General features: G+C 40.5%; 19 protein-coding genes. 6 read left to right on the forward strand and 13 right to left on the reverse strand.

All coding sequences use genetic code 11. The features are described 5' to 3' along the window. Positions 1-89 precede the first annotated feature (89 nt). Positions 90-1,028 carry a dihydroorotate oxidase gene (locus EKM93_RS10410; protein ID WP_225423694.1) on the reverse strand — a complete coding sequence of 313 codons (939 nt, stop codon included), beginning with the start codon at positions 1,026-1,028 and terminating at the stop codon, positions 90-92. A gap of 113 nt (positions 1,029-1,141) precedes the next feature. Between EKM93_RS10410 and EKM93_RS10415 the strand changes: the two genes are divergently transcribed. Then, complete coding sequence (locus tag EKM93_RS10415) at positions 1,142-2,317, forward strand: multidrug effflux MFS transporter (RefSeq protein WP_225423695.1); 1,176 nt, start codon at positions 1,142-1,144, stop codon at positions 2,315-2,317. Between the two features lie 106 nt (positions 2,318-2,423). Here EKM93_RS10415 and EKM93_RS10420 read toward each other — a convergent pair whose 3' ends face one another. The 7 genes from EKM93_RS10420 to EKM93_RS13665 form a co-directional block, all read right to left on the reverse strand. Further along, positions 2,424-2,624, reverse strand: a complete 201-nt coding sequence (locus EKM93_RS10420) for a cold-shock protein (RefSeq protein WP_125715535.1) — start codon at positions 2,622-2,624, stop codon at positions 2,424-2,426. Positions 2,625-2,770: 146 nt separating this feature from the next. Continuing rightward, positions 2,771-4,168 (reverse strand): APC family permease, encoded by a 1,398-nt coding sequence (locus EKM93_RS10425; protein WP_125715536.1) that lies wholly within the window; start codon positions 4,166-4,168, stop codon positions 2,771-2,773. Between the two features lie 106 nt (positions 4,169-4,274). Then, positions 4,275-5,036 carry a biotin--[acetyl-CoA-carboxylase] ligase gene (locus EKM93_RS10430; protein ID WP_125715537.1) on the reverse strand — a complete coding sequence of 254 codons (762 nt, stop codon included), beginning with the start codon at positions 5,034-5,036 and terminating at the stop codon, positions 4,275-4,277. Between the two features lies 1 nt (position 5,037). After that, positions 5,038-5,517 carry a deoxycytidylate deaminase gene (locus tag EKM93_RS10435; protein WP_125715538.1) on the reverse strand — a complete coding sequence of 160 codons (480 nt, stop codon included), beginning with the start codon at positions 5,515-5,517 and terminating at the stop codon, positions 5,038-5,040. A 53-nt stretch (positions 5,518-5,570) separates the two neighbouring features. Next, a complete protein-coding gene (locus EKM93_RS10440) occupies positions 5,571-6,413 on the reverse strand; it encodes a DUF6681 family protein (RefSeq protein ID WP_125715539.1) in 843 nt (280 codons plus the stop codon). A 17-nt stretch (positions 6,414-6,430) separates the two neighbouring features. Next, the gene (locus tag EKM93_RS10445) at positions 6,431-6,895 is read right to left on the reverse strand and encodes a hypothetical protein (RefSeq protein ID WP_125715540.1); all 465 of its coding nucleotides are present in this window, start codon (positions 6,893-6,895) and stop codon (positions 6,431-6,433) included. Positions 6,896-6,970: 75 nt separating this feature from the next. Next, positions 6,971-8,020, reverse strand: coding sequence for a coiled-coil domain-containing protein (locus tag EKM93_RS13665; RefSeq protein ID WP_225423696.1), 1,050 nt, complete (start codon positions 8,018-8,020; stop codon positions 6,971-6,973). Positions 8,021-8,335: 315 nt separating this feature from the next. Here EKM93_RS13665 and EKM93_RS10455 point away from each other — a divergent pair, with 315 nt between their 5' ends. The 5 genes from EKM93_RS10455 to EKM93_RS10475 all read left to right on the forward strand — a co-directional run bounded on the left by EKM93_RS10455 (position 8,336) and on the right by EKM93_RS10475 (position 13,671). Continuing rightward, on the forward strand, positions 8,336-8,830 hold the full coding sequence (locus tag EKM93_RS10455) for a helix-turn-helix domain-containing protein (protein ID WP_125715541.1): 495 nt from the start codon (positions 8,336-8,338) through the stop codon (positions 8,828-8,830). A gap of 28 nt (positions 8,831-8,858) precedes the next feature. Next, positions 8,859-9,299, forward strand: coding sequence for an OsmC family protein (locus EKM93_RS10460; RefSeq protein WP_125715542.1), 441 nt, complete (start codon positions 8,859-8,861; stop codon positions 9,297-9,299). Between the two features lie 85 nt (positions 9,300-9,384). Beyond that, the gene (locus tag EKM93_RS10465; protein WP_125715543.1) at positions 9,385-9,810 is read left to right on the forward strand and encodes an Ohr family peroxiredoxin; all 426 of its coding nucleotides are present in this window, start codon (positions 9,385-9,387) and stop codon (positions 9,808-9,810) included. Positions 9,811-10,898: 1,088 nt separating this feature from the next. Continuing rightward, the gene (locus EKM93_RS10470; protein WP_125715544.1) at positions 10,899-12,269 is read left to right on the forward strand and encodes an ammonium transporter; all 1,371 of its coding nucleotides are present in this window, start codon (positions 10,899-10,901) and stop codon (positions 12,267-12,269) included. A gap of 181 nt (positions 12,270-12,450) precedes the next feature. Next, on the forward strand, positions 12,451-13,671 hold the full coding sequence (locus EKM93_RS10475; protein ID WP_125715553.1) for an MFS transporter: 1,221 nt from the start codon (positions 12,451-12,453) through the stop codon (positions 13,669-13,671). A gap of 248 nt (positions 13,672-13,919) precedes the next feature. Here EKM93_RS10475 and EKM93_RS10480 read toward each other — a convergent pair whose 3' ends face one another. The 5 genes from EKM93_RS10480 to EKM93_RS10500 form a co-directional block, all read right to left on the reverse strand. Next, a complete protein-coding gene (locus tag EKM93_RS10480) occupies positions 13,920-15,278 on the reverse strand; it encodes a L,D-transpeptidase family protein (protein WP_125715545.1) in 1,359 nt (452 codons plus the stop codon). Positions 15,279-15,673: 395 nt separating this feature from the next. Then, positions 15,674-17,656, reverse strand: coding sequence for an FtsX-like permease family protein (locus EKM93_RS10485; protein ID WP_125715546.1), 1,983 nt, complete (start codon positions 17,654-17,656; stop codon positions 15,674-15,676). 1 nt (position 17,657) lies between these two features. Continuing rightward, positions 17,658-18,419, reverse strand: a complete 762-nt coding sequence (locus EKM93_RS10490; protein WP_125715547.1) for an ABC transporter ATP-binding protein — start codon at positions 18,417-18,419, stop codon at positions 17,658-17,660. Between the two features lie 124 nt (positions 18,420-18,543). Beyond that, positions 18,544-19,551 (reverse strand): sensor histidine kinase, encoded by a 1,008-nt coding sequence (locus tag EKM93_RS10495; protein ID WP_125715548.1) that lies wholly within the window; start codon positions 19,549-19,551, stop codon positions 18,544-18,546. Further along, positions 19,548-20,240, reverse strand: a complete 693-nt coding sequence (locus EKM93_RS10500; RefSeq protein ID WP_125715549.1) for a response regulator transcription factor — start codon at positions 20,238-20,240, stop codon at positions 19,548-19,550. The genes EKM93_RS10495 and EKM93_RS10500 overlap by 4 nt, the downstream gene beginning before the upstream one ends. Between the last annotated feature and the right edge of the window lie 282 nt (positions 20,241-20,522).

The following is a 20,522-nucleotide window of genomic DNA, read 5'->3' on the forward strand; positions in this document are numbered from 1 at the left end:
CCCTTACATGGCTAAACAACAGCGCTAAAGCCTATGAAAAGACAACACAAATGAAACAGCGTTATAAAGCGCTTAAGTCGCTGCAGATTTCAAAGTGTCTTTAATTTCCCTTTAAAGTCGGCTAATTTGTGATAACCTTTGGCGTTCATTATATCAGCTAACTCGGCAGCAAGGCGAGTAAAAACATCTGGCCCATCTTTCATCAATTGTGTGCCTACCTGGACTAAATCTGCCCCAGCCAATAAGTGGGCAAAAACATCTGCCCCATTTTCAATACCGCCGGTGCCAATAATGGCAATTTCAGGGTTCAAACGTTGTCTAAAGGCATGCACATTGGCCAACGCTGTTGGTAAGACATAAGCGCCGCCTAAACCGCCAAAACCGCCTTTAGGCTTGATCGCAACGGTTTCAGAGTCCACGTCAATATACAAGCCGTTGCCAATACTGTTGATGGTATTGATGTAAGCTAGCGGATATTGATTTAAAATTTGGGCTACAATATCGAATTGGGTTAAATCAAAGTAAGGTGGCAACTTTACCCCTAGTGGCTTGTGGAAACGCTCAAAAGCCGCAGCAAGCATCTTTTCAGTGGCTTCAAAGTCGTAAGCAACTTGTGGTTTACCCGGGACGTTGGGGCAAGATAGATTTAATTCGGTTAAACCATTAAAATCACTTTGATCGATAGTGCTCAGCATGTCCAAATCTTCGGCCATACTAATGCCGGCAACGGATAAAAATAGCGTCGGTACTGTCGGGTCGGCCTGTTTTTTAAGAACGTAGTCTAAATAATAAGCTAAACCTTCATTGGGTAGACCCATAGAATTAATACTGCCTAGGGCTAAATTACGGTAGCGAGGTTCAGGATTGCCTGCTCGGTAATTGATTGTGGCACTTTTAGTCACTAAAGTACCGGCTTTAGAAGCCAGTAAATTATCTAATTCTTCTGTGGTATAACAATAGACACCGGAGGCATTCATCAGTGGTGTTTGGAAAGTATGGTCGTGGAAACTGGCAGTTAAATCAGCCAATAGGAAAGACTCCCTTCAAAAATTAGGTTTAATTGTATTTAAGCATAATGCCCTAAGGCTTGCAATTATTGTTATAATGAAAAAACGAACAATGAAATCAGGTGAATCACAGAGTGAAAGGAAAACAGTTATTTTTAACGATTTTACTAGGGACTTTAAGTGCCTTTGGGCCATTGTCGCTAGATATGTATTTACCGGCACTGCCGGATTTACAGCAAGGGTTACAAACAACCCAATCTTTAGCACAGCTATCAATTACAGCCTGTTTGCTAGGCTTAGCCATTGGACAAGTGATTATTGGGCCAATTAGTGACCATTATGGTCGACGGTGGCCCCTATTAATTGGGGTGGCCTTATTTGCTGTGACCTCATTTGTCATCGCGGGTGTGACGCAAATCAGTACACTCTTAATTTTACGATTTATTCAAGGCTTAGGTGGCTCTTCAGGACAAGTTTTATCCCGTTCAATTGCCCGGGATCAATTTTCGGGGAAACCGCTATCTAGATTTTTGGCGGTATTAATGGCGATTAATGGTATTTTTCCAATTATTGCGCCTTTATTTGGGGGCTTAGCCATCAAATTTACGAACTGGCAAGGGATTTTTGTGATTTTAGGTATTATTGGGATTATTTTAATTCTTTGTGTTTTATTCTTTTTACCGGAGAGTCTCGTCAAAGAAAAACGGACAGTCAGTTCCAGTCGGGCCTATCGAGAAATGGGCCTCTTATTGCGTTCTAGAAACTTTATGACTTATGTACTAACGCAAGGCTTTGTGATGGGCGCATTATTTATTTACATTGCCGGTTCAACTTTTGTTTTTCAAGGGCTGTACCACATGTCACCGCAGCTATTTAGTTTTATTTATGCCATTAATGGCTTATCTATTGTCTTTGGTAGCCGTTTGGTAGGAACGTTGATCAATCGCTTTGAGGAAGAAACAATTTTAAAATATAGTATTTATGCGGGCGTTGGCATTGCGATTTTAATGAGTTTGAGTCTATTATTGCCGCCAAATCAGTATTTATTGATGATCGGTTTATTCTTAATTGTCTTTACTTTAGGCAGTGTGAATACCGTAGCCACCTCAATTGCGATGAATTTAGAAGGCGACAAGGCTGGTGGGGCTTCGGCGTTATTAGGCTTAGCTATGAATGCCATTGGTGGTTTGGCTACACCGTTAGTCGGCTTGTTTAGCACCAACTCACAAGCGCCGATGGTTTTATTGATGTTAGCCACACAAATCATCGGTTTGTTGATTTATCGCTTTTTACCTGAAAAAAGGGCGTGACGGTCAAGGTTTTAGCTGATTTTTCGGGCTATATTTAGAGCTTAATGCAAAAAAAGGCACAAAAAAAACCACCATATGGTGGTTTTTTTAAAATCAGAAATTCTGATTAAAGTTTAGTAACGTTAGCAGCTTGTGGGCCACGATCGCTTTCTTCAACGTCAAAAGAAACTTTTTGACCTTCGTCAAGACTCTTGTAACCGTCACCTTGGATAGCTGAGAAGTGAACGAAAATGTCGTTGCCTTCGTCAGTAGTAATAAAGCCATAGCCTTTGTCTGCGTTAAACCATTTAACTGTACCGTTTTGCATGTTTATAAATTCCTTTCGTACTAACAAACCCTAAGTGACAAACAATATTGTAACCGCTGAAAGAAATCTATAAAGCAAAGACTTATAAAACTCCGTTCCATCAATCACTAATTAGTAGATTAACACACTTGAGAATCTAAAGCAAACTATTTATCGGAAGTTTGCAAATTGCTATGACGAATACCATAACTCATGTAAATGATGACGCCGATAACAAACCAGATAAGGGAAGCAATCCAAGTTGCCACTTGTAAACGGGTCATTAGATATAAACAAAGACCTAAGGAAATTACCGGTAAAACTGGATAAAGTGGTACTTTAAAGCCGTCATTACTGATGTCTTTGCGTTTACGTAACGGTAAAATACCAATGGATACAAATGAAAAGGCAATTAAAGTACCAATATTAACTAGTTCTGCAAGTTGACTAATGTTAAAAAAGCCGCTCATCAAGGAAATAATAATTGTCACCGTAATCAAACTATGATTTGGTAAATGATTTTTATCATTAATTTTACCTAAGAATTTTGGCAATAAGCCATCACGGCCAATTGCGTAAACTAAACGGGAACTACTGTAAATCATCGTGACCATCATCGTAAACATACCAGCCATAGCCCCAATTGAGATAATTCCAGCGACACCGTTTAAGTGAACTAATTGCAAGGCAAAAGAAACAGGATCGGCAACGTTTAATTTTGTATAAGGCACCATCCCGGTCAAAATAACAGAAACAGCCATATATAAAATTGTGGCAATGATCAAAGTACCAATAATCCCAATCGGTAAATTCTTTTGCGGTTCTTTAACTTCCGGTGCGGAAGAAGAAACGGCATCAAAGCCTAAATAAGCAAAAAATACGGTGGCCGCCCCGTTGAAAATCCCGATCTTACCAAATGGCAAGAAAGGAGACCAGTTACTAGGCTTAACATAAAAGAAACCAACAATAATAAACAAAACAATAATTAGGATCTTGACGACAACCATGATGTCATTGATCCGCATTGAAGATTTCATGCCGCGGGATAACATCCAAGTAATCAGCCAAACGACTAAGATGGCGACTAAATTCACGTAAGTCCCTTGACCCGGGGTAAACGCCCCAGAAATAGCCGCGGGTAAATGAAGTCCAAAGCCTTTCAAAAAGGCCCCAAAGTAAGCTGAAAAACCAACAGAAACAGCGGCAACGGCTAACATGTATTCTAAAATTAAAGCCCAGCCGATCACCCAACCGATAAATTGACCGAAGACGATGTTACCGTAAGAATACGCACTGCCAGCAACAGGCAAAGAGGAAGCGAATTCTGCGTAACACATCGCCGCAGTGGCACAAACTAAAGCAGCAACTAAAAAACTTAAAATAATCCCTGGACCACTCGTCGTTGCCGCCACAGTTCCTGGCAAAATAAATATACCAGTTCCGATAACGGCCCCAATCCCTAAAGCCATTAAATCTCTAGCTTTTAAGGTCTTTTGAAATTTAACATCCTCACTTAAATATTGATGGATATTTGCTTTACGGGTCATTTTCTCCCAAACAGACATAAAGAACTCCTTTAATCATTTTTTAATCTTTAGAATAGTGTATAAATACAGTTATGTCAATGTTAAGAGCTATAAAAAAACTCGAAAGTTAGTAAATTCTAACAATTTAAAAGTAAACTTTCTGAACTTCACCAGCATTAAGAATTTGTTGTCCGGCGTCCGTTTGTAAAATTAAAGCACCTTTATCTGTAATATCTACAACGATGCCTTCAGTCGTAGCAGCCCCAATTTTTAAAGCGACCCTTTTATGCGTTAAAAAAGCATGTTGCCGGTAATAGGATAAGTATTTGCCGGTTTGATAAGTTTGGACCATCTGCGGCAAGGTATTGAGCAGGGTTACGCAAAAATCTGTAATATTTCCCGGGACATTAAGGCCACCGACTTTATTTTGCAAAGTAGTGGGTAATGCTGTCGGTGTTTTTAAATTAATACCCATGCCGAGAATCACCGCCACATGACCTGGGGTTGTTGGGATCGTTTCCGCTAAAATCCCGCATACTTTTTTAGTCTGTAAGTAAAGATCGTTGACCCACTTAATTTGGGGTTCCACATGGAACACTTGGGTAATGGCCTGGGCAACGACGACTGCGGCGCTGGTTGTCAATAAGCCTGGCGCTAACTGGGCAATTGGGCAGTCAAAAGTATAGGTTAAATAAATCCCTGTACCCGCTGGTGATAAGAATTGCCGATTTAAGCGACCTTTACCAGCCGTTTGCTGATCAGCTAAAATAAAAAAGGGGGGTGCTGTCTTAGAAACCAGTGTTTTGGCAGTGGTGTTCGTAGAATCAATGGTTTCATAATAAAACAACGCCGGCTGACTTGTTGGACTGAGCTGCGTTTTTTGACGGATCTCTTGAATCGCCACCATCTTAATGATCAGCCTTATTTGGTGCGATTGCTACTTTATGGACAGCGATATGATGGGTTTTCATCAGTTCTACCGCATAAGGGTCGTTATGGTAGTCGTGACAGTAACTAATCGAAACAATGCCAGCTTGAATTAACGCTTTAGTACAATTCAGGCAAGGGAAATGAGTGACAAATAAAGCAGCACCCTTTGTCCGAATCCCATTGGCCGCACACTGTAAAATCGCATTTAATTCAGAGTGAACGGTGCGAATACAATGCCCATGATCCATTAAATGACCAGCATCATCACAATGGGGTTCACCGACAACACTGCCGTTATAACCAGTCGCGATGATCCGTTTATCCCGGACTAAAACACTGCCCACAGTAGCCCGTTCACAAGTTGAACGTTCCGCCACATTGATAGCTAATTTCATAAAATACTCATCCCAAGTTTCCCGATTTTTAGCACGTTTTGATGGTTCAATTGTATAAGTCATTTAAAAACCTCCATAAATTATGTAAAAAAAGAGCGGGCTAATTGCCCGCCCTTTTAGGATTCGTGTTGCTCAATTTCATCTTTTTTAGGTTGAAAAGCCACTTTTGCCTGTAATTCATAAGGCGTGGGTACTTCAGTGATTTGATCAGCATTTAATACTTTTTGTGGGCCGCCGTTAACTTGTAACTTTGCTAAAGCCAAATTATAGTCTTGAACGGCTTGTTCAATAGAGGTTAATCCCACATGGGCTAAATGGCCCACTGGTTTGGCCGTCAAAGCATTCAGACCGGCTAAAATAACGACATGATCACCATTAACTTGTAAATCAAAGAAAGGTAAATCTAAAGGCGCTTCTAAACGCTGAACATTATCATTTTTTAAAAGGCGCTGTTTAATCGAGCCCTCATCTAATTGATCAAAGCCGGCCGTGACTAGACTTTGGCGGACGAGTTCATCCACAATAAGATTTAAGTTAGCTTGCTCGTCAGCTGATATATCAACTGTCGCAGGAACTAAACTATTTTCATTAAATAGGCCTGCGGTGGGGATATTACGAATTTTAGTTTTAGGTGCTGCTTCAGTTGCGTTAGCTTTTTCTAAGGCATCTTTAGGCGGGCCCCCTAATAATTTTTCAATTTTAGGTGAAATGTCAAATTTTACAGTTTTATCTGTAAAGTAATAAATGGCATTTAAGACGCAGAAATATAAAAGAATTAGGAAAACACCTAAATAAATGGCGCCCCGCAGAAAATACTGGTAACGAAAAGCGTGGATGGCTAAGTAAAGTAAATAAAAATTACCAATTGACGCGATTACCGTATAAATTCGGCTCCGAGGCTTACTATTAATACTAAAATAGCCTAAAAAGTGATTGAGCGTATCCAATATACTAAGCATGAAACCACCCTTATAATTTATTCATTTGTTTGTGCAGTTGCATCAGCCGTCTGATCTGTTTGCCCAGTTGTCCCCGAATTATTAGTATCGGTTTGGTTAGTGGTGCTGGAACTAGAAGCCGCATTTGAACTGCTGCTTTGAGCCGTCTGACTGGTACTAGATTGACTGGCTGCACTAGAACTGTGTTCAGCCGCTTGATCACTGGAAGATTGTTCAGAAGCACTGCTCATTGAACGGTCATCCGAGTTAGAACTAGAAGCATCCTCTGAACTAGACAGGCTATAACTAGAATCGTCACTAGGTTTTGACTTAGTTTCAGAAGTGGTGCTGCTTGTTGATTTTGAAACGGAAGAACTTTCAGTTTTTGTATTAGAAGTCTTCACCGGGGAAACTTGATTGACACCGAAGTTGATCACCGAAACAGACAGGATTAAAGAAACAATTGCTGCCGGTGTTAAAAATGGTGGTGTCCGATAAGCCATAATACTTCACCTCATAAACAAGGATATAAACTTCTTGTGAATTTTTAATGTCAAATTACTAAAACTTTTGTTAAGTTATTCTACGGTAACGGTAGCAGTGGTGATGCCGTAACTTGGAATTGCGGCGTTGGGCCAAGCGACGTCAATTTGATTGGGACTACTATAGACAAAAGTCCCGGTGTCATTCACAACCCGGTGAATTTCAGTGCCATCCGCGAACACAATTTTTAATTTAGTGCCTTTTGGATAAACGGCTAAATTTGCGGCAACACCGCCATAGCCCATTGAAGAGCCTAAAACAGCCGGATCATAAAAGGAGATTTTGACGCCTGTTGTTACATTACCACCGGTTGTTGCACTGGGGGTTAAGCCGTCATTGCTAAAGATTGCGGTGCTGTTTTGGGGACTGGTAGAACTTGGCGCACTGGCAGCCGTTAATTCTGATTGGTCCCGGGCCTTTTTTGCATCTTCTTCAGCGGCCAAAGCAGCTTGAACCTGCGTTTTTTCGGTGGATAGTTGGGCCATTTGTGTTTGATTAGCGGTCATAGTTGCTTTTAGATCTGATAAAGTTTGCTGCAGAGCATGGTTTTGGTCCGCCAGCGCTTTTTGCTGATCTAACAGTGTTTTTTGTTGTTCTTCGAGGTTTTGCCGGACTGTTTTTAAGCCACTGTAAGTAGTGGCGGCATTTTTAATCGCCAAATTATCGGCTCTTTGGATTGCTTTAACGGCATAAAGCCGCTGTAACATATCAGTCAAGGAGTCGGCACTGGCAATTAAAGTGAATAAATCTTGGGATGTGTTTTGCCGCTGCATGGTACTGAGCCGTTTTGCCGCATATTTTTTGCGACTTTTAAGCAACTGCTGCTGAGTATGCACATTTTTTTGTGCCCGCCGCATAGCTTGTTGCGTCTGTAAAAGATCGGCTTGTAATTCGTTGGCTTTAACGGTTTGAGTACTGACAGCTGCCATTTGCGTATTTAATTGATCGTTTAACTGTGTTTGCTGTTCTTGAATTGCGCTGATTTGCGCTTGTAAATCGTCCACAGAATCGCCTTGAACCATTTGAGCCGGCCAAAGAAAGGGTAGGCATAGAAATATAAATAGACAGCGGCCTACTTTTCGCAACAGTATCCCTCCGTTCTGTTAAAATCAAACTGTGTTAAATGTCATTATAAGGCATTTTTAAGTCAATGCCAAAGCGTTACCGCATAAATTAATTGTTTTTTAACGCTATGCTCAAAAGGGAAATCAATGTAATTTTATCATAACTATAAATAAATCAATTCAAAAGATACTGTTGGAATACTACTTAGTTATCCTGAAACACATAAATATGTTTTGAATAAGACATTATAATTGCTTTTATAATATAGACATCTTATAGTATAATAAAGTAGCTTGAAACTGTAAGCGTTTTAAGTCCATAGGGAGTAAAAGTCTATGTATAATAATGAATTGAAAGTAAAATTACCAACGGACAATGGTGCTGCACAATTGGCCATTCCCAAAGATATTACCCAAAAGGAATTACAAGTTTTTACTGGGGCGATTCAAGATTTGATGACGCGTTTAGGCGAATTAAATCCGGAGCTTGAAATACAAAGCGAGTCGAAAGTTGAAGATCAAGCTGATGATCAACAACAAATCATGATCACCGGGGATGAAGTCGGTGGTTTTGTCACTTCGACGGCAGATAATCGAGCTGAAATTGCCAAAAAGGCGGGTCTTTTTTTACGGAACTATCGTGAAAAGCGCTCAGTTCAGCGGATGGAGATTTCGGAACAAACCGGGATGTCTTATTCCAGTGTCTTTAATTTGGAAAAGGGGACCAGTGTGCCTTCTGTGGAAACCTTAGCGCGATTTGCAGAGATTTATGGCTGCGATGTTAAGATAGCTTTTATTAAAAATGACACGTATGATGAAAAACTCAATTAGGTACCAATACCAATAGGAGGTTTTATATATGTCAGTTTACAAAGTTACATCAGAATTATTGGATGAGGGCGCACAGGTTCTAACGAAAACAGCAGGCCATCAATTTTTGATTGATGAACCTGTTAGTTCTCATGGGACGGATAAAGCACCAAATCCAGTGGAATATTTATTAGGCTCTTTGGGCGGCTGCTTAGCCATTACCATCAAAGATCAAGCACATAAGCGCCATATTAGCTTGAGCCATGTCACGGTAGCTGTTAGCGGTGATTTGGAAATGGGCGGCTTACGAGATCCTAAAATACATAATCAGTTTACGGATATTGTGTACCATGTGGCTATGACCTCAGATTTATCAGCAGCACAACAAGATCAATTTTTAAATGATTGTGTGGCTTTATGCCCAGTTCATGGGACATTAACGACAGAAGTACCGGTTCACGGCGGGATGGTCAGCGCAATTTCTGAGTAAATCCAAAATTGAGTGTTGCACAATTTAATTTTGCGCGATATAATTAAATTGGTTATGAAACCAAGAATATTTAGGAGGGTATATTATGGCAGTGAGTTACGAAGGTATGAAAAAGATTTCTGTAAAAACGATGGTCAATGATGGCGGTCGTGAAGGCGAAGCTAAGGCACCTAATGGTTCTTTGGCAGTTCGGACTTCAATGGCAGATACACCAGGCACAACAACGCCAGAACAACTTTTTGCGGCAGGCTATGCTTCTTGTTTTAATGGGGCAATGTCTTTTCCAACAGAAGCTGATGGCAAGGGTGATTTAAAACGTACCGTGCGTGCGGATGTTGAATTGTTTAACGGACCTGGCGCTACAGACTTTAAGCTAAAAGTACAGTTGATCGGTCATATTGATGGCTTATCTGCTGCAGAAACTTTGAAGTACATGGAAGCTGCACACCAAATTTGCCCTTATTCTAAGGCAACAGTCGGTAATATTGAAGTTGAATTATCTGCAGAATAATTAATACTTAATTTGAAATAGGTTATATGAAAGTCACAGCAGTTGCTGTGGCTTTTTTTGTTGTTAAATCGGCTCTGGTTTAAACGCGCTCCCAAAGACTGATTTCTGCGCTTAGCTACGTCTAACTTGTAAGCAAAGTACGCTCACGGCGTTAGCCTAGGCTATGCTCAAAATCAACCCGTCTTTAGTCGCGCTCTGGTTTAAATGCGCTTACTAGGGCAAAACGCTCACCTAACTACGAATTATTCATAAGTGAAGTGCACTTATTTCATAATTCTAGGTTAGTGTTCGCGGTTTTCCCGCCCTAGTTTGCGCTCTGGTTTAAACGCGCTCCAAAAGACTGATTTCTGCGCTTAGCTACGTCTAACTTGTAAGCAAAGTTCGCTCACGGCGTTAGCCTAGGCTATGCTCAAAATCAACGCGTCTTTTGTCCCGCTCTGATTTAAACGCGCTCACTAGGGCAAAACTTTCGCCTAACTACGAATTATTCATAAGCGAAGTGCACTTATTTCATAATTCTAGGTTAGTGCTCAAGGTTTTCCCGCCCTAGTTCCCGCTCTACAAAAAAGCCGGAATGCTTGGGGGACATTCCGGTTGTGATCTATATATATTTTAGGGAGGAAGAAATGAAGAAAATCAAAAAAAGTGGGATTACTAGGTTAACTTTCGATAAACATCAGCTCCTTAATATCAAATCATTACAGTATGTTGGATTGGTAATTCTTTCATATTGCTTAAGCTAATTGTGTCTCTTAGCTAACTCACCTCGCTTATTTGATGATGTATACATCATATCGAGAAAATATGAATTTTTTTAGCTGTAATCATTATTGTCTTGTGAAGAAGTCGTAAATAATTTTGGGTTCGTTCGGAAAAAAATAAAACTTTAACGGTTTGATGTCAAAATACATTACATAAATGAGTTTTTGGTTAGAAGAAGTTTAGAATAAATTTTCTTTACGCAAGTGGTATTGTTAGCGTTATCCATTGATATAAGTGGATATAACATGGATTAAAAAGTATTGGTATAATTTTGATTTTGTGTTAGTATTGCTCACAACAAAAAATAATTCAATGGGGGTAATCCTATGAACGGTGCCAATACAGCTTTTGTTTTAATCTCTAGTATTTTAGTCCTCTTCATGACACCCGGTTTAGCGTTTTTCTATGGTGGGTTGGTTTCAAGAAGAAATGTTGTGAATACGATGTTTTCGGTTTTCTTTATTTGTGGTATCGCAGCTTTATTATGGGTCGCTTTTGGTTATGACTTATCCTTTAATGGCAATATTGGTGGGGTGATTGGTAAAGTCTCCCATTGGTTTATGAGTGGTGTTGATCTTACTAGTTTGACGGCGACGAAGATTCCTAGTGGGGTTTATATGTTGTTCCAGATGATGTTTGCGATTATTACACCGGCGCTATTCATCGGGGCGGTTGTAGGCCGGATGCGTTTTAACTTCTTGATGTGGTTTATTGTTTTATGGTCTATCTTAGTCTATTACCCATTGGTGCACTTAGTTTGGAGTCCAAATGGGCTGCTTGCCAGCTTAGGGGTTTTGGATTTTGCCGGCGGGACAGTTGTCCATATCAATGCCGGAGTAACCGCGTTAGTATTATCTATTTTCTTAGGCAAGCGTCTAAATTATGGCAAGAGTGATGAACATTACAATATTCCTTGGGTATTGTTGGGTACCGCCATTTTGTGGATTGGCTGGTATGGGTTTAATGCCGGATCAGCATTAGGCATTAATACAGTCGCTATGCAGGCAGCAATTACATCCACCGTCTCTACAGCGTCTGCGATGATTGCTTGGATGGTCTTTGATATTATTCGGACAGGGAAACCAACGCTAATTGGCGTTTGTACCGGGACACTTTGTGGTTTGGTCGGTATTACACCGGCAGCTGGCTTTGTGACGGTTCTAGGGTCGTTTTGGATTGGGATTTTGGCCACGAGCTTCAGTTATATCTGGGTTAACTTCATCAAAGAACGTGTTGGTGTAGATGATACATTGGATGCATTTGGCTGTCATGGGGTTTCTGGGATTGTTGGTAGTATTGCAACCGGGTTGTTTGCCACTCATGCAGTGAACACAAGTGTGGTGCATAATGGCTTGTTTTACGGTGGTGGCTGGCAGTTGTTTGGGACCCAGTTAATCGGGACTTTTGCAACAATTGCTATCGTAACGGTTATGGTGACTTTGATCACGCTAGGCTTACGGCTTGTTATTAAGATGCGGGTTAATGAGAATGAAGAAAAAGAAGGTTTGGATGTGGCAGAACACGGGGAGACCGTCGACTATACAATTGCGTTATCAAACGAATTGGATAACTTCCGCACCGATCCTGAAGATATCAAACGCTTCCCTAAAGAATTTAAAGGGCAACTCGGTCACTTTGATCAAACCAATAACAATTTGCGGGAAACACCGGTGAGTCACGCTCATAATTTAAAATAGGCGGTTACCGGGAAAAAATACAATGAGGCCTTATAAGGCTAAAAATAAATTACAAAAATGACTGAGCTTACTTTTGGCTCAGTCATTTTTTATGGATGATTCTCAAAAATATTTTGCGTCAGCTAGAATAATCCGCTATTATGAGGAATATATTAGAATCTAGGTGAAATTTGTGTCCAGTATGTTAGCGGGTTATTTCAAAAAAGGATGGCAGCGCAATTTAGCGGTGCTTTGGTTTGGCTGTTTTATCACAGGTTTTGGTAATTCAATGACCATGCCATTTTTACCATTATTTATTGATACATTGGGCCATTTTACATCTTGGCAATTAAATATTTTAAGTGGTTTAGCTTTTTCGATTACCTTTTTAGCTAAAGCAATTGTGTCTCCGTTATGGGGGCGTTTGGCGGATCGAAAGGGCCGAAAACTCATGTGTTTGCGGGCTTCTGGCGTTATGACAATTACAATTACGTTGATTGCCATGACGACGAATGTTTGGGTTTTAATTGTTTTAAGAGCGATTCAAGGTAGTTTTTCGGGCTACATTAATAATGCGCAGGCGATTATTGCTGCTGAAGCACCAAGCGATAAAAAAGGACAGGCCATGGGGACTTTGGCAACTGGGCAGGTTACGGGGACGTTGCTCGGGCCTTTGATTGGGGGCTTTTTAGCCGGTCGGTTTGGTTATCGGGCTTCATTTTTCATTGCAGGGGCTTTGATGTTTGTTGTTTTCTGGACAACTTTATTTTTTGTACATGAGCAATTTAAACCTATTGCGGCAGCGGCGATGCGGCCGATTAAGGCAGTTTTCAGTACGATCAGCGCCCCAAGAGTGTTGATCGGTGTTTTCTTGACGACTTTAGTAGTCCAGGCTTCCGCAACCTCGATTCAGCCAATTGTCAGTTTGTTTGTCCGGCAGCTGTTGGGCGGCCATGGGGATGTGGCGATGATCAGTGGGATTGTTTCGGCGGCGCCGGGGATGGCAACTCTAATTGCGGCGTCCAGTATGGGCCGTGTAATTGATCATGTGGGAGCACAAAAGATTCTAGTGCTCGGTTTAATTGCGGCGGTATTAGTGTTAGTGCCAATGGTCTTTTTGCAAAATGTTAAGGAATTTATTTTCTTAAGATTTTTATTTGGTCTTTCAGATGCGGCAGTTATTCCGGCTTATCAGACTCTGATGACGGTGAATTCACCTAAGGATGCTTTTGGCCGTATTTTCAGCTATTCTCAGTCGTTTCAAGCAATGGGCAGTGTGATTGGGCCAATGTTAGGGTCATTTATTGCCAGCTTGGCCGGCTATCGCAGTGTTTTCTTGTTAACGCTAGTTTTGGAAGTGATTTGTTTGGCTTATGTCGTTTTTGCTGGGAAACATCCTAAAAAAATTAAAATTGAAAATTAAAAGGCGACCATAATAAATAGAAGTTGGATCGAATTATAGGGATCTAACTTCTGTTTTTTTTTGCAGTTTCTACTTATAATTACGCCTTACTCACAAGCCAAGTTCGGGCTTATAACGGTTTTGCTTTCTGAAACGCGTTCCAAAAGACTGATTTTTGTGCTTAGCTACGTCTAACTTGTAAGCGAAAACCGCTCACGGCGTTAGCCTAGGCTATGCTCAAAATCAACCCGTCTTTTGTCCCGCTCTTTTTAATAAACGATAACGGGTGTGCCGGTGGTGACTTGGTCATAAAGTTGGGCCATGATGTTTGGGGGTGTGTTGATGCAGCCGTGGGAGCCGTTGGTTTGATACCAGGTGCCGCCGTATTGGGGTTGCCATGGGGCGTCGTGGATGCCGATGCCGGTGCTGTCAATTGGGAGCCAATATTCTACGGGGGAGGCGTAATCACTGCCATCTTCATTTAGGCCTTTTAAGACGGTATGGCGGTCTTTGTTCCAGATCACAAAAACACCAATCGGCGTATCTTGACCGGGTTTTCCGGTGACGATGGGGGTTTCAAGAACGACTTGGCCTTTTTGATAATACCAAAGATGTTGGGCGCTTTTACTGACTTCGATATAGGTGTCACCAATATCAATACCTTGATCATTGTAGTTGTAGCCTCGCGTTAATGGCTGTCGGGTGAAGTCGGTGCCGTTTAGCAGCTGTTGGCTTAAAATGGCGGCTTCTTGGGCGATTTGTAAGCTCCAGCCATAGGTACCGGCGGGCACTTGCACAACTTGGCCGTCATGGGTTTTGAACGCTCTAGTTTTATCAATGGTGCCAAACTGGTCGGAGAGTTTTTGAATATAAGCGGTGACAGCTGCTCGGTCAATTTCAATGGTGTTACTTTGATAAGTTAACCAACTCATAATTGTTGTTTTAGGAATTTGTACGGTTTTACCAAAGATTTGATAGACGATTTTTTGTTGGGCCAGCTGGTTTAAACGGGTTAAAGCCGCTGTTAGTGCCGGTGGCTTTGGGGATGCCGGGGGTTTTTGATAGGCGGCTTGGATATTAATGGTTGTGCGCCCCTGCTGCAGTTGCCGCTGGATGAGCGGTGTTAATTTCTCTGGGACAAGGACTGCTTGTGTCTTATTTTTTGAAAAAGCAAAGCCGGTCTTTGTTTTCACAATGGTTGGTGCTGAAATGGGGACTGGTTTTGTTTTTGTTTTGGCTAAAACGGCTTGATTGAGCGATTGAAGTGATGTCGAAGAGACTTGATAAGGCAACGGTTGGGCAGCTTTTGAGGCGCTGGGCTTAAAAAGATGCAGCGGCCAGGCCCAAGGATTTTGCTGGGCTTTTAAGATTTTTAACTGCTGGGTATAATCATGTTTTAAATGGAGTGCTTGTCCAGTGGTTTGAACGATTAACTGCTGCTTTTTTACGATGCGAATTGTTTTTTTGGCGAGTTGCTGCTGTAAACTGGTATTGGCTTGAGCAATTGTTTTACCAGCGATGGTTAGACCTGAAAGCGTCGTATTGGGACAAAAGACGGTTTGGTAATGGGTCACGATTAAACCATAAATGAGGCAAAGGCCACCTAATAAACTGGCGAGTTTAATCATAAACGGTAATTTAAAACGGAACAGGGATGTAACCTCCTAAAATGTTGAGTCAGCTGTAAAAAAAGAAACTAGTGCTATCGTCATAGCCCTAGTCCCCCTAATGATTGTTCTGTGAAGTTGGTTAAGTTGGTAATACTTTGAATCTGACAAGCTCACTACTAAAATTGAATACATCAATCCGCGCATAGGATTAAACGAAGTTCGCAAACAGGTCTTTATTTATTCACCACCTTACAGGAGACAATTGTATCATATAAAATATCATTTTACACGTTTTTAATTTAATAATATGACATATCATTGGCGGTGGACACTAAAAAATAGCCTACCAAGTTATTAGCAAAATTACTAATAAAACTTAATAGGCTATTTATTTAACTTTTTTAAAACGCGCTTTAAGATTGTCGTTCTACGATCTTATAATAAGCTTTAGCTGTTAATTGGTAAACGATAAAGTAGATGATAACAAAAATCGCGACAGTAGCGATGGTTGTCCAAAGGATTAAATCACCATTCACTAAACCGAAAACTAATAATAGATTTTTGATAAATGAGAAGGCAAAGACTAAGTGAATGATGGCCATAATGATCGGGAAGAAGAACACGGTCATAATCTGACTATGAATTACTTTTTTAATCGCTTTACGATCCATCCCTACTTTTTGAAGAATTTCAAAACGCTTTTTATCATCTAAACCTTCAGAAACTTGTTTGTAATAAATAATCAAGGCGGTGGCCAAAGTAAAGGCTATACCGAAGATGATACCTAGGAATAAGAAACCACCAGTGATATAGTTACTTGTTTCTTCATACTCGTCTTTTGATTCAAGAAAGGCGGTGGTGTGTGTTTTGGCAAGGTCTTTTTTGATAGTGTCTTTAAAGGCGATCCGCGTTTTATGGTTCGGGGCTTTAAAATCAAAAAAGGTTTTAACAGTTGGGGCTTGGCTAGCTGCTTGACCAGGATAAGCGGCCTTTAGAATTTTGTCGATACTTGCTTGATTCGGCATTACTAACAGGATCATATCAATAGGCGTACGTTGTTGCTTGAAGTTAGGTAGACTGTGGATCGTTCTTTGAACAACTAAGTCCGTGCCGTTAATTTGGAAATGGCGACCAGGTAGACTGCCGCGGACGGGGTAAGCAATTACTTGATGTCCGCTGATATTGGCTTTGTCTTTAGCCAGGCGTTCATAAGTCTGAGTGGTGATGAACTGCATGTTTATAGTATCTGCGTTGTAACTTTTGTTTGGGTCTAAAGTTTGGTAACCTTGCGCTTTTTTTGTAAACGGTACTTCGTAGACAGAAACGCGATTTTTTTCGGTTATCTTGACGTTTGGATATTTATCCTGGGCGTCAGCGATCGCTTTGTCTACAGCTTTTAAACTTGTGGTTGTACCGGGTTCATTAACTTGAATCGAAAGGTCATAAGGGTACAAGCTGGTGACGGTATCCGCACGGCCAATGTACAAGCTGACAGTTGTCGCCATCGTAACTAAAACCATGGTGGATAAAATACAAATACTTGCTAAACCAGCCGCATTTTGCTTCATCCGGTAAATCATGTTAGAGACGGAAATAAAATGATTGGCTTTGTAATAAAAATTAGGCCGGTGTTTCAAAAATTTCAGTAAGGTGACACTACCGGCAATGAATAAGCAGTAAGTCCCGATAATGACTAAAACGATAGCTACAAAAAATAGGCTAATGGCGTCTAATGGTGTTTTGATAGTCACAGCCCAGTAGTAGCCTGTACCTAAAGTAAGGAGACCAATAATAGTGATCAACCATCTAGATTTTGGTTCTTTTTCCCCAGAGCGATCACTGTGCAGTAATTCAATGGGGTTTGTTCGACGAATGCGTAAAATATCAATTAGCAGCAATAAAATATAAATGATTAAGAACATTACGGTAACTAATAAATAAACACTGCCAGCAACATGGAAACCAAAGGCAGATTGTGCACCCAGTAGTTTGCGTAAAATTAAAAAGCTTAATTTACCAAAAACAAAACCGGTGATTAAACCCGCAATAATACTCATCAAATAGCTAAAAACATTTTCCCAAAAAACTAACCGGTATAATTCGCGCTTGCCCATGCCTAAGACATTATAGAGGCCAAATTCGCGCTGCCGTTGTTTAAGTAAGAAACTGTTGGTATAGATAGCAAAGATCACAGAGAAAATAATGATAATGTTGCCGCCTAAACCAAACATCATTTGTGCTGAGGCACCCCCAGGTAGTTTTGCCATATCGGGGTTAGTTATAATCAATTGGGCAACTGTATTTAATGCCACTAGAAAAATCATTGAAATAAAAAACGGTAAATAAGCACGTTTGTTTTTTCGAAGATTTTGGAAGGCTAATTTTACAAAAAACATGTTAGTCCTCCTTTGATAACAAGGCGGTCATCGTTTCGGCGATCATTTCTAAGAACTGCTGATTGGTCATCTCGCCACGATAGAGTTGGTGGAAAACTAAGCCGTCTTTAATAAATAAAACGCGTTTTGCCCGACTTGCTGCAATGGAACTGTGGGTAACCATTACGATTGTCTGGCCTTGTTGATTAATTTGTTGGAAAACTTCCAGTAATTGATCTGAAGTATGGGAATCTAAAGCGCCCGTAGGTTCATCCGCAAGTAGTAATTCAGGCTTAGTGATGATGGCTCTGGCCACAGCGACACGTTGTTGTTGGCCCCCAGATAATTCATAAGGAAATTTTTCCAATAAGGCTTGAATACCTAATGATTTGGCTACTTGATCTAATAGTGGCAACATTTCTTTTAAAGCCATGCGTGATAACACAAGGGGCAATAAAATATTGTCCTTAACGGAAAAAGTATCTAATAGATTAAAATCTTGGAAGACAAAGCCTAAATGCTGGCGCCGAAACGCAGCGGCTTCTTTTTCAGAAACGGTTTTGAGATCGCGGCCATCTAACATCACTTGACCGGAAGTGGGTTTGTCTAAGGTTGCTAAAATATTAAGTAGCGTACTTTTCCCGGAACCAGATTCCCCCATGATTGCCACGTATTCACCGGCTTCAACTTCTAATTGGATATCACTTAAGGCCTCGATGGCAACACCGCTGCGGCGGCTTTGATAGATTTTTTTAAGATTATTGACTTCTAATAACGCGGTCATATTAATGAACCTCCTGATGTTTTGTGGATAAGTCTATCCTACTGTTTTTGGAGGCAAAAACCTACTTACATAAATAGCACCAAACTTACAATAGTGAAAGTTTGGTGCAGCTATTAGATTTGGGCTATTTAAAAGCAGTGGGTTCATGGGTTAACTGTTTTGGAAAAGTTAAGGTGAGGGTAGTGCCTTTGCCTAATGTCGAGGTTAAGACTAAGTGAATGCCGATTCTAGTGGCGGCGGTTTTGCTTAAGTAAAGGCCTAAGCCGCTGGCACGCTGATACTCGCGGCCGTTATAACCGGTGTAGCCTTTTTCAAAAACCCGGGGTACATCTTCAGGACGAATGCCAATGCCGGTATCGCTAATAATTAGCTGCTGGTTGGTAAAGCGAATAGTTAGCTTACCGTGATGGGTGTACTTTAAGGCGTTAAAAATAATTTGTTCTAAAATAAAAGTGAGCCATTTAGCATCTGAGATGACTTTTTGATCTAAGTTTTCTAAAGTCAGTTGAATGTCTTTTTTAGAAAAGAATAAGGCATATTTTTTAACAACGGTCTTAATCAAAGGGGCTAAAGGCAAAGTTTTAATGACTAAATCTTCATGATTAAAGTTTTGGCGCAGATAACTTAACATCATCTGTAAATAGTCATTGACTTGCACGAGTTCTGATTTAATAGCCACAGGATCTGGATGCCGATTAGTTTGGGTGATTAAGTCTAAAGCAGCTAGAGGTGTTTTGATTTGATGCAACCAGAGGCCAAAATCATCTAATAGGTTCTTTTGTGCTTTCATGTAAGTTTCAGTTTGTGCTTCTTTTTGGGCCAATAAATTAGTGACTAATAACTGATAGGCTTTTTCGGTATCGTTGATTGCCACTGGTAAAGTGAGGTGCGCATGCTGATAGAGGGGTCTGGTGGCTAAGAATGCCAGCTGTTTTTGCGTCTTAACGTATTTTGGATAAGCGATCACAAAATCAACGACTAATAAAAAACTGGTGAACAAAAGGCCATCAAAATAAGCGGTTAAGTCTAAGTCGTATAGATAAAAGGTAAATAGAAATAGCCCGCTAATAAGTACGTAAAAGAGATATAATTTTCGTTGCTTATGCAAAAAACTGACAAGATAATGGTTCATTGTTCGGTACCTGAAATAAAGTAGCCTTTGTTTTTAACGGTTTGAATCAGATCTTTAATACCAAAGGCGGTCAGTTTTTTTCGTAGACGCGTTAGATTGACGGCTAAGGTATTGTTGTCGATGAAAGCATCACTTTGCCATAAAGCTTCAATAATCGTTTCTTTAGCAACCACTTGGCCTTGATGCTGGCATAATGTTAGTAAAATACGGGATTCGTTGGGGGATAGAGATAAGCTAGCTTGTTGATCGGGGGCTTTGATGCTGTTTTCTGTAGGAGTAAAAGTGTAGTCTTGAAAATTAAAAGTCACGGCGGCTTGGCCATATTGATAACTGCGGCGTAAGAGTGCCTGGATTTTGGCTAGTAGTAAGTTTAGATCAAAAGGCTTTGCCATAAAATCATCGGCACCCATATTCATTGCCATAATTTGATTCATTTGTTCTTCTGCTGAAGATAAAAAAATGATTGGTACTTCCGACTGAGCCCGAATTGCCTTGCACCAATAAAAACCATTAAAATAAGGTAATGAAATATCAATTAAGACCAATGCCGGTTGTTGTTCGGCAAATTCAATATCAATTTTTTGAAAGTCGGTTGGACTGAAACAATCGTAACCCCACTGGTTCAAAAAGTTCTTTAAAGCAGTGACGATGGTTGGATCATCTTCAATAATAAAAATTTTATTTTCCATAGTTGAACCTCGTTGTTAAGATAGGTCAATTATAGCAAAAAGATAAGGTGAGACAAAAGTGACGTTGTGGCCAAACTAAATAGAGACCAGTTCAAAATTATATTTTGAACTGGTCTCTTATTGTTTGGTTGCGTTTTTCCCGCTCTAAACGCGCTCACCAACACTGATTTCTGCATATAACTACGCCTTACTCACAAGCCAAAACCGGGCTTATGTCGGGTCTATTTTGTGTGAGTTTTCTTAAACGCGCTCCAAAAGACTGATTTCTGCGCTTAGCTACGT

The organism is Agrilactobacillus yilanensis, from assembly GCF_003946725.1.
GTDB lineage: Bacteria > Bacillota > Bacilli > Lactobacillales > Lactobacillaceae > Agrilactobacillus > Agrilactobacillus yilanensis.

What these genes read in the sequence shown, in the direction of transcription:
- EKM93_RS10420 (WP_125715535.1), bottom strand. Translation starts at nt 2,624, where the DNA reads ATGCAAAACGGTACAGTTAAATGGTTTAACGCAGACAAAGGCTATGGC.
- EKM93_RS10425 (WP_125715536.1), bottom strand. Translation starts at nt 4,168, where the DNA reads ATGTCTGTTTGGGAGAAAATGACCCGTAAAGCAAATATCCATCAATAT.
- EKM93_RS10430 (WP_125715537.1), bottom strand. Translation starts at nt 5,036, where the DNA reads ATGGTGGCGATTCAAGAGATCCGTCAAAAAACGCAGCTCAGTCCAACA.
- EKM93_RS10435 (WP_125715538.1), bottom strand. Translation starts at nt 5,517, where the DNA reads ATGACTTATACAATTGAACCATCAAAACGTGCTAAAAATCGGGAAACT.
- EKM93_RS10440 (WP_125715539.1), bottom strand. Translation starts at nt 6,413, where the DNA reads ATGCTTAGTATATTGGATACGCTCAATCACTTTTTAGGCTATTTTAGT.
- EKM93_RS10445 (WP_125715540.1), bottom strand. Translation starts at nt 6,895, where the DNA reads ATGGCTTATCGGACACCACCATTTTTAACACCGGCAGCAATTGTTTCT.
- EKM93_RS10455 (WP_125715541.1), top strand. Translation starts at nt 8,336, where the DNA reads ATGTATAATAATGAATTGAAAGTAAAATTACCAACGGACAATGGTGCT.
- EKM93_RS10460 (WP_125715542.1), top strand. Translation starts at nt 8,859, where the DNA reads ATGTCAGTTTACAAAGTTACATCAGAATTATTGGATGAGGGCGCACAG.
- EKM93_RS10465 (WP_125715543.1), top strand. Translation starts at nt 9,385, where the DNA reads ATGGCAGTGAGTTACGAAGGTATGAAAAAGATTTCTGTAAAAACGATG.
- EKM93_RS10470 (WP_125715544.1), top strand. Translation starts at nt 10,899, where the DNA reads ATGAACGGTGCCAATACAGCTTTTGTTTTAATCTCTAGTATTTTAGTC.
- EKM93_RS10475 (WP_125715553.1), top strand. Translation starts at nt 12,451, where the DNA reads ATGTTAGCGGGTTATTTCAAAAAAGGATGGCAGCGCAATTTAGCGGTG.
- EKM93_RS10480 (WP_125715545.1), bottom strand. Translation starts at nt 15,278, where the DNA reads ATGATTAAACTCGCCAGTTTATTAGGTGGCCTTTGCCTCATTTATGGT.
- EKM93_RS10485 (WP_125715546.1), bottom strand. Translation starts at nt 17,656, where the DNA reads ATGTTTTTTGTAAAATTAGCCTTCCAAAATCTTCGAAAAAACAAACGT.
- EKM93_RS10490 (WP_125715547.1), bottom strand. Translation starts at nt 18,419, where the DNA reads ATGACCGCGTTATTAGAAGTCAATAATCTTAAAAAAATCTATCAAAGC.
- EKM93_RS10495 (WP_125715548.1), bottom strand. Translation starts at nt 19,551, where the DNA reads ATGAACCATTATCTTGTCAGTTTTTTGCATAAGCAACGAAAATTATAT.
- EKM93_RS10500 (WP_125715549.1), bottom strand. Translation starts at nt 20,240, where the DNA reads ATGGAAAATAAAATTTTTATTATTGAAGATGATCCAACCATCGTCACT.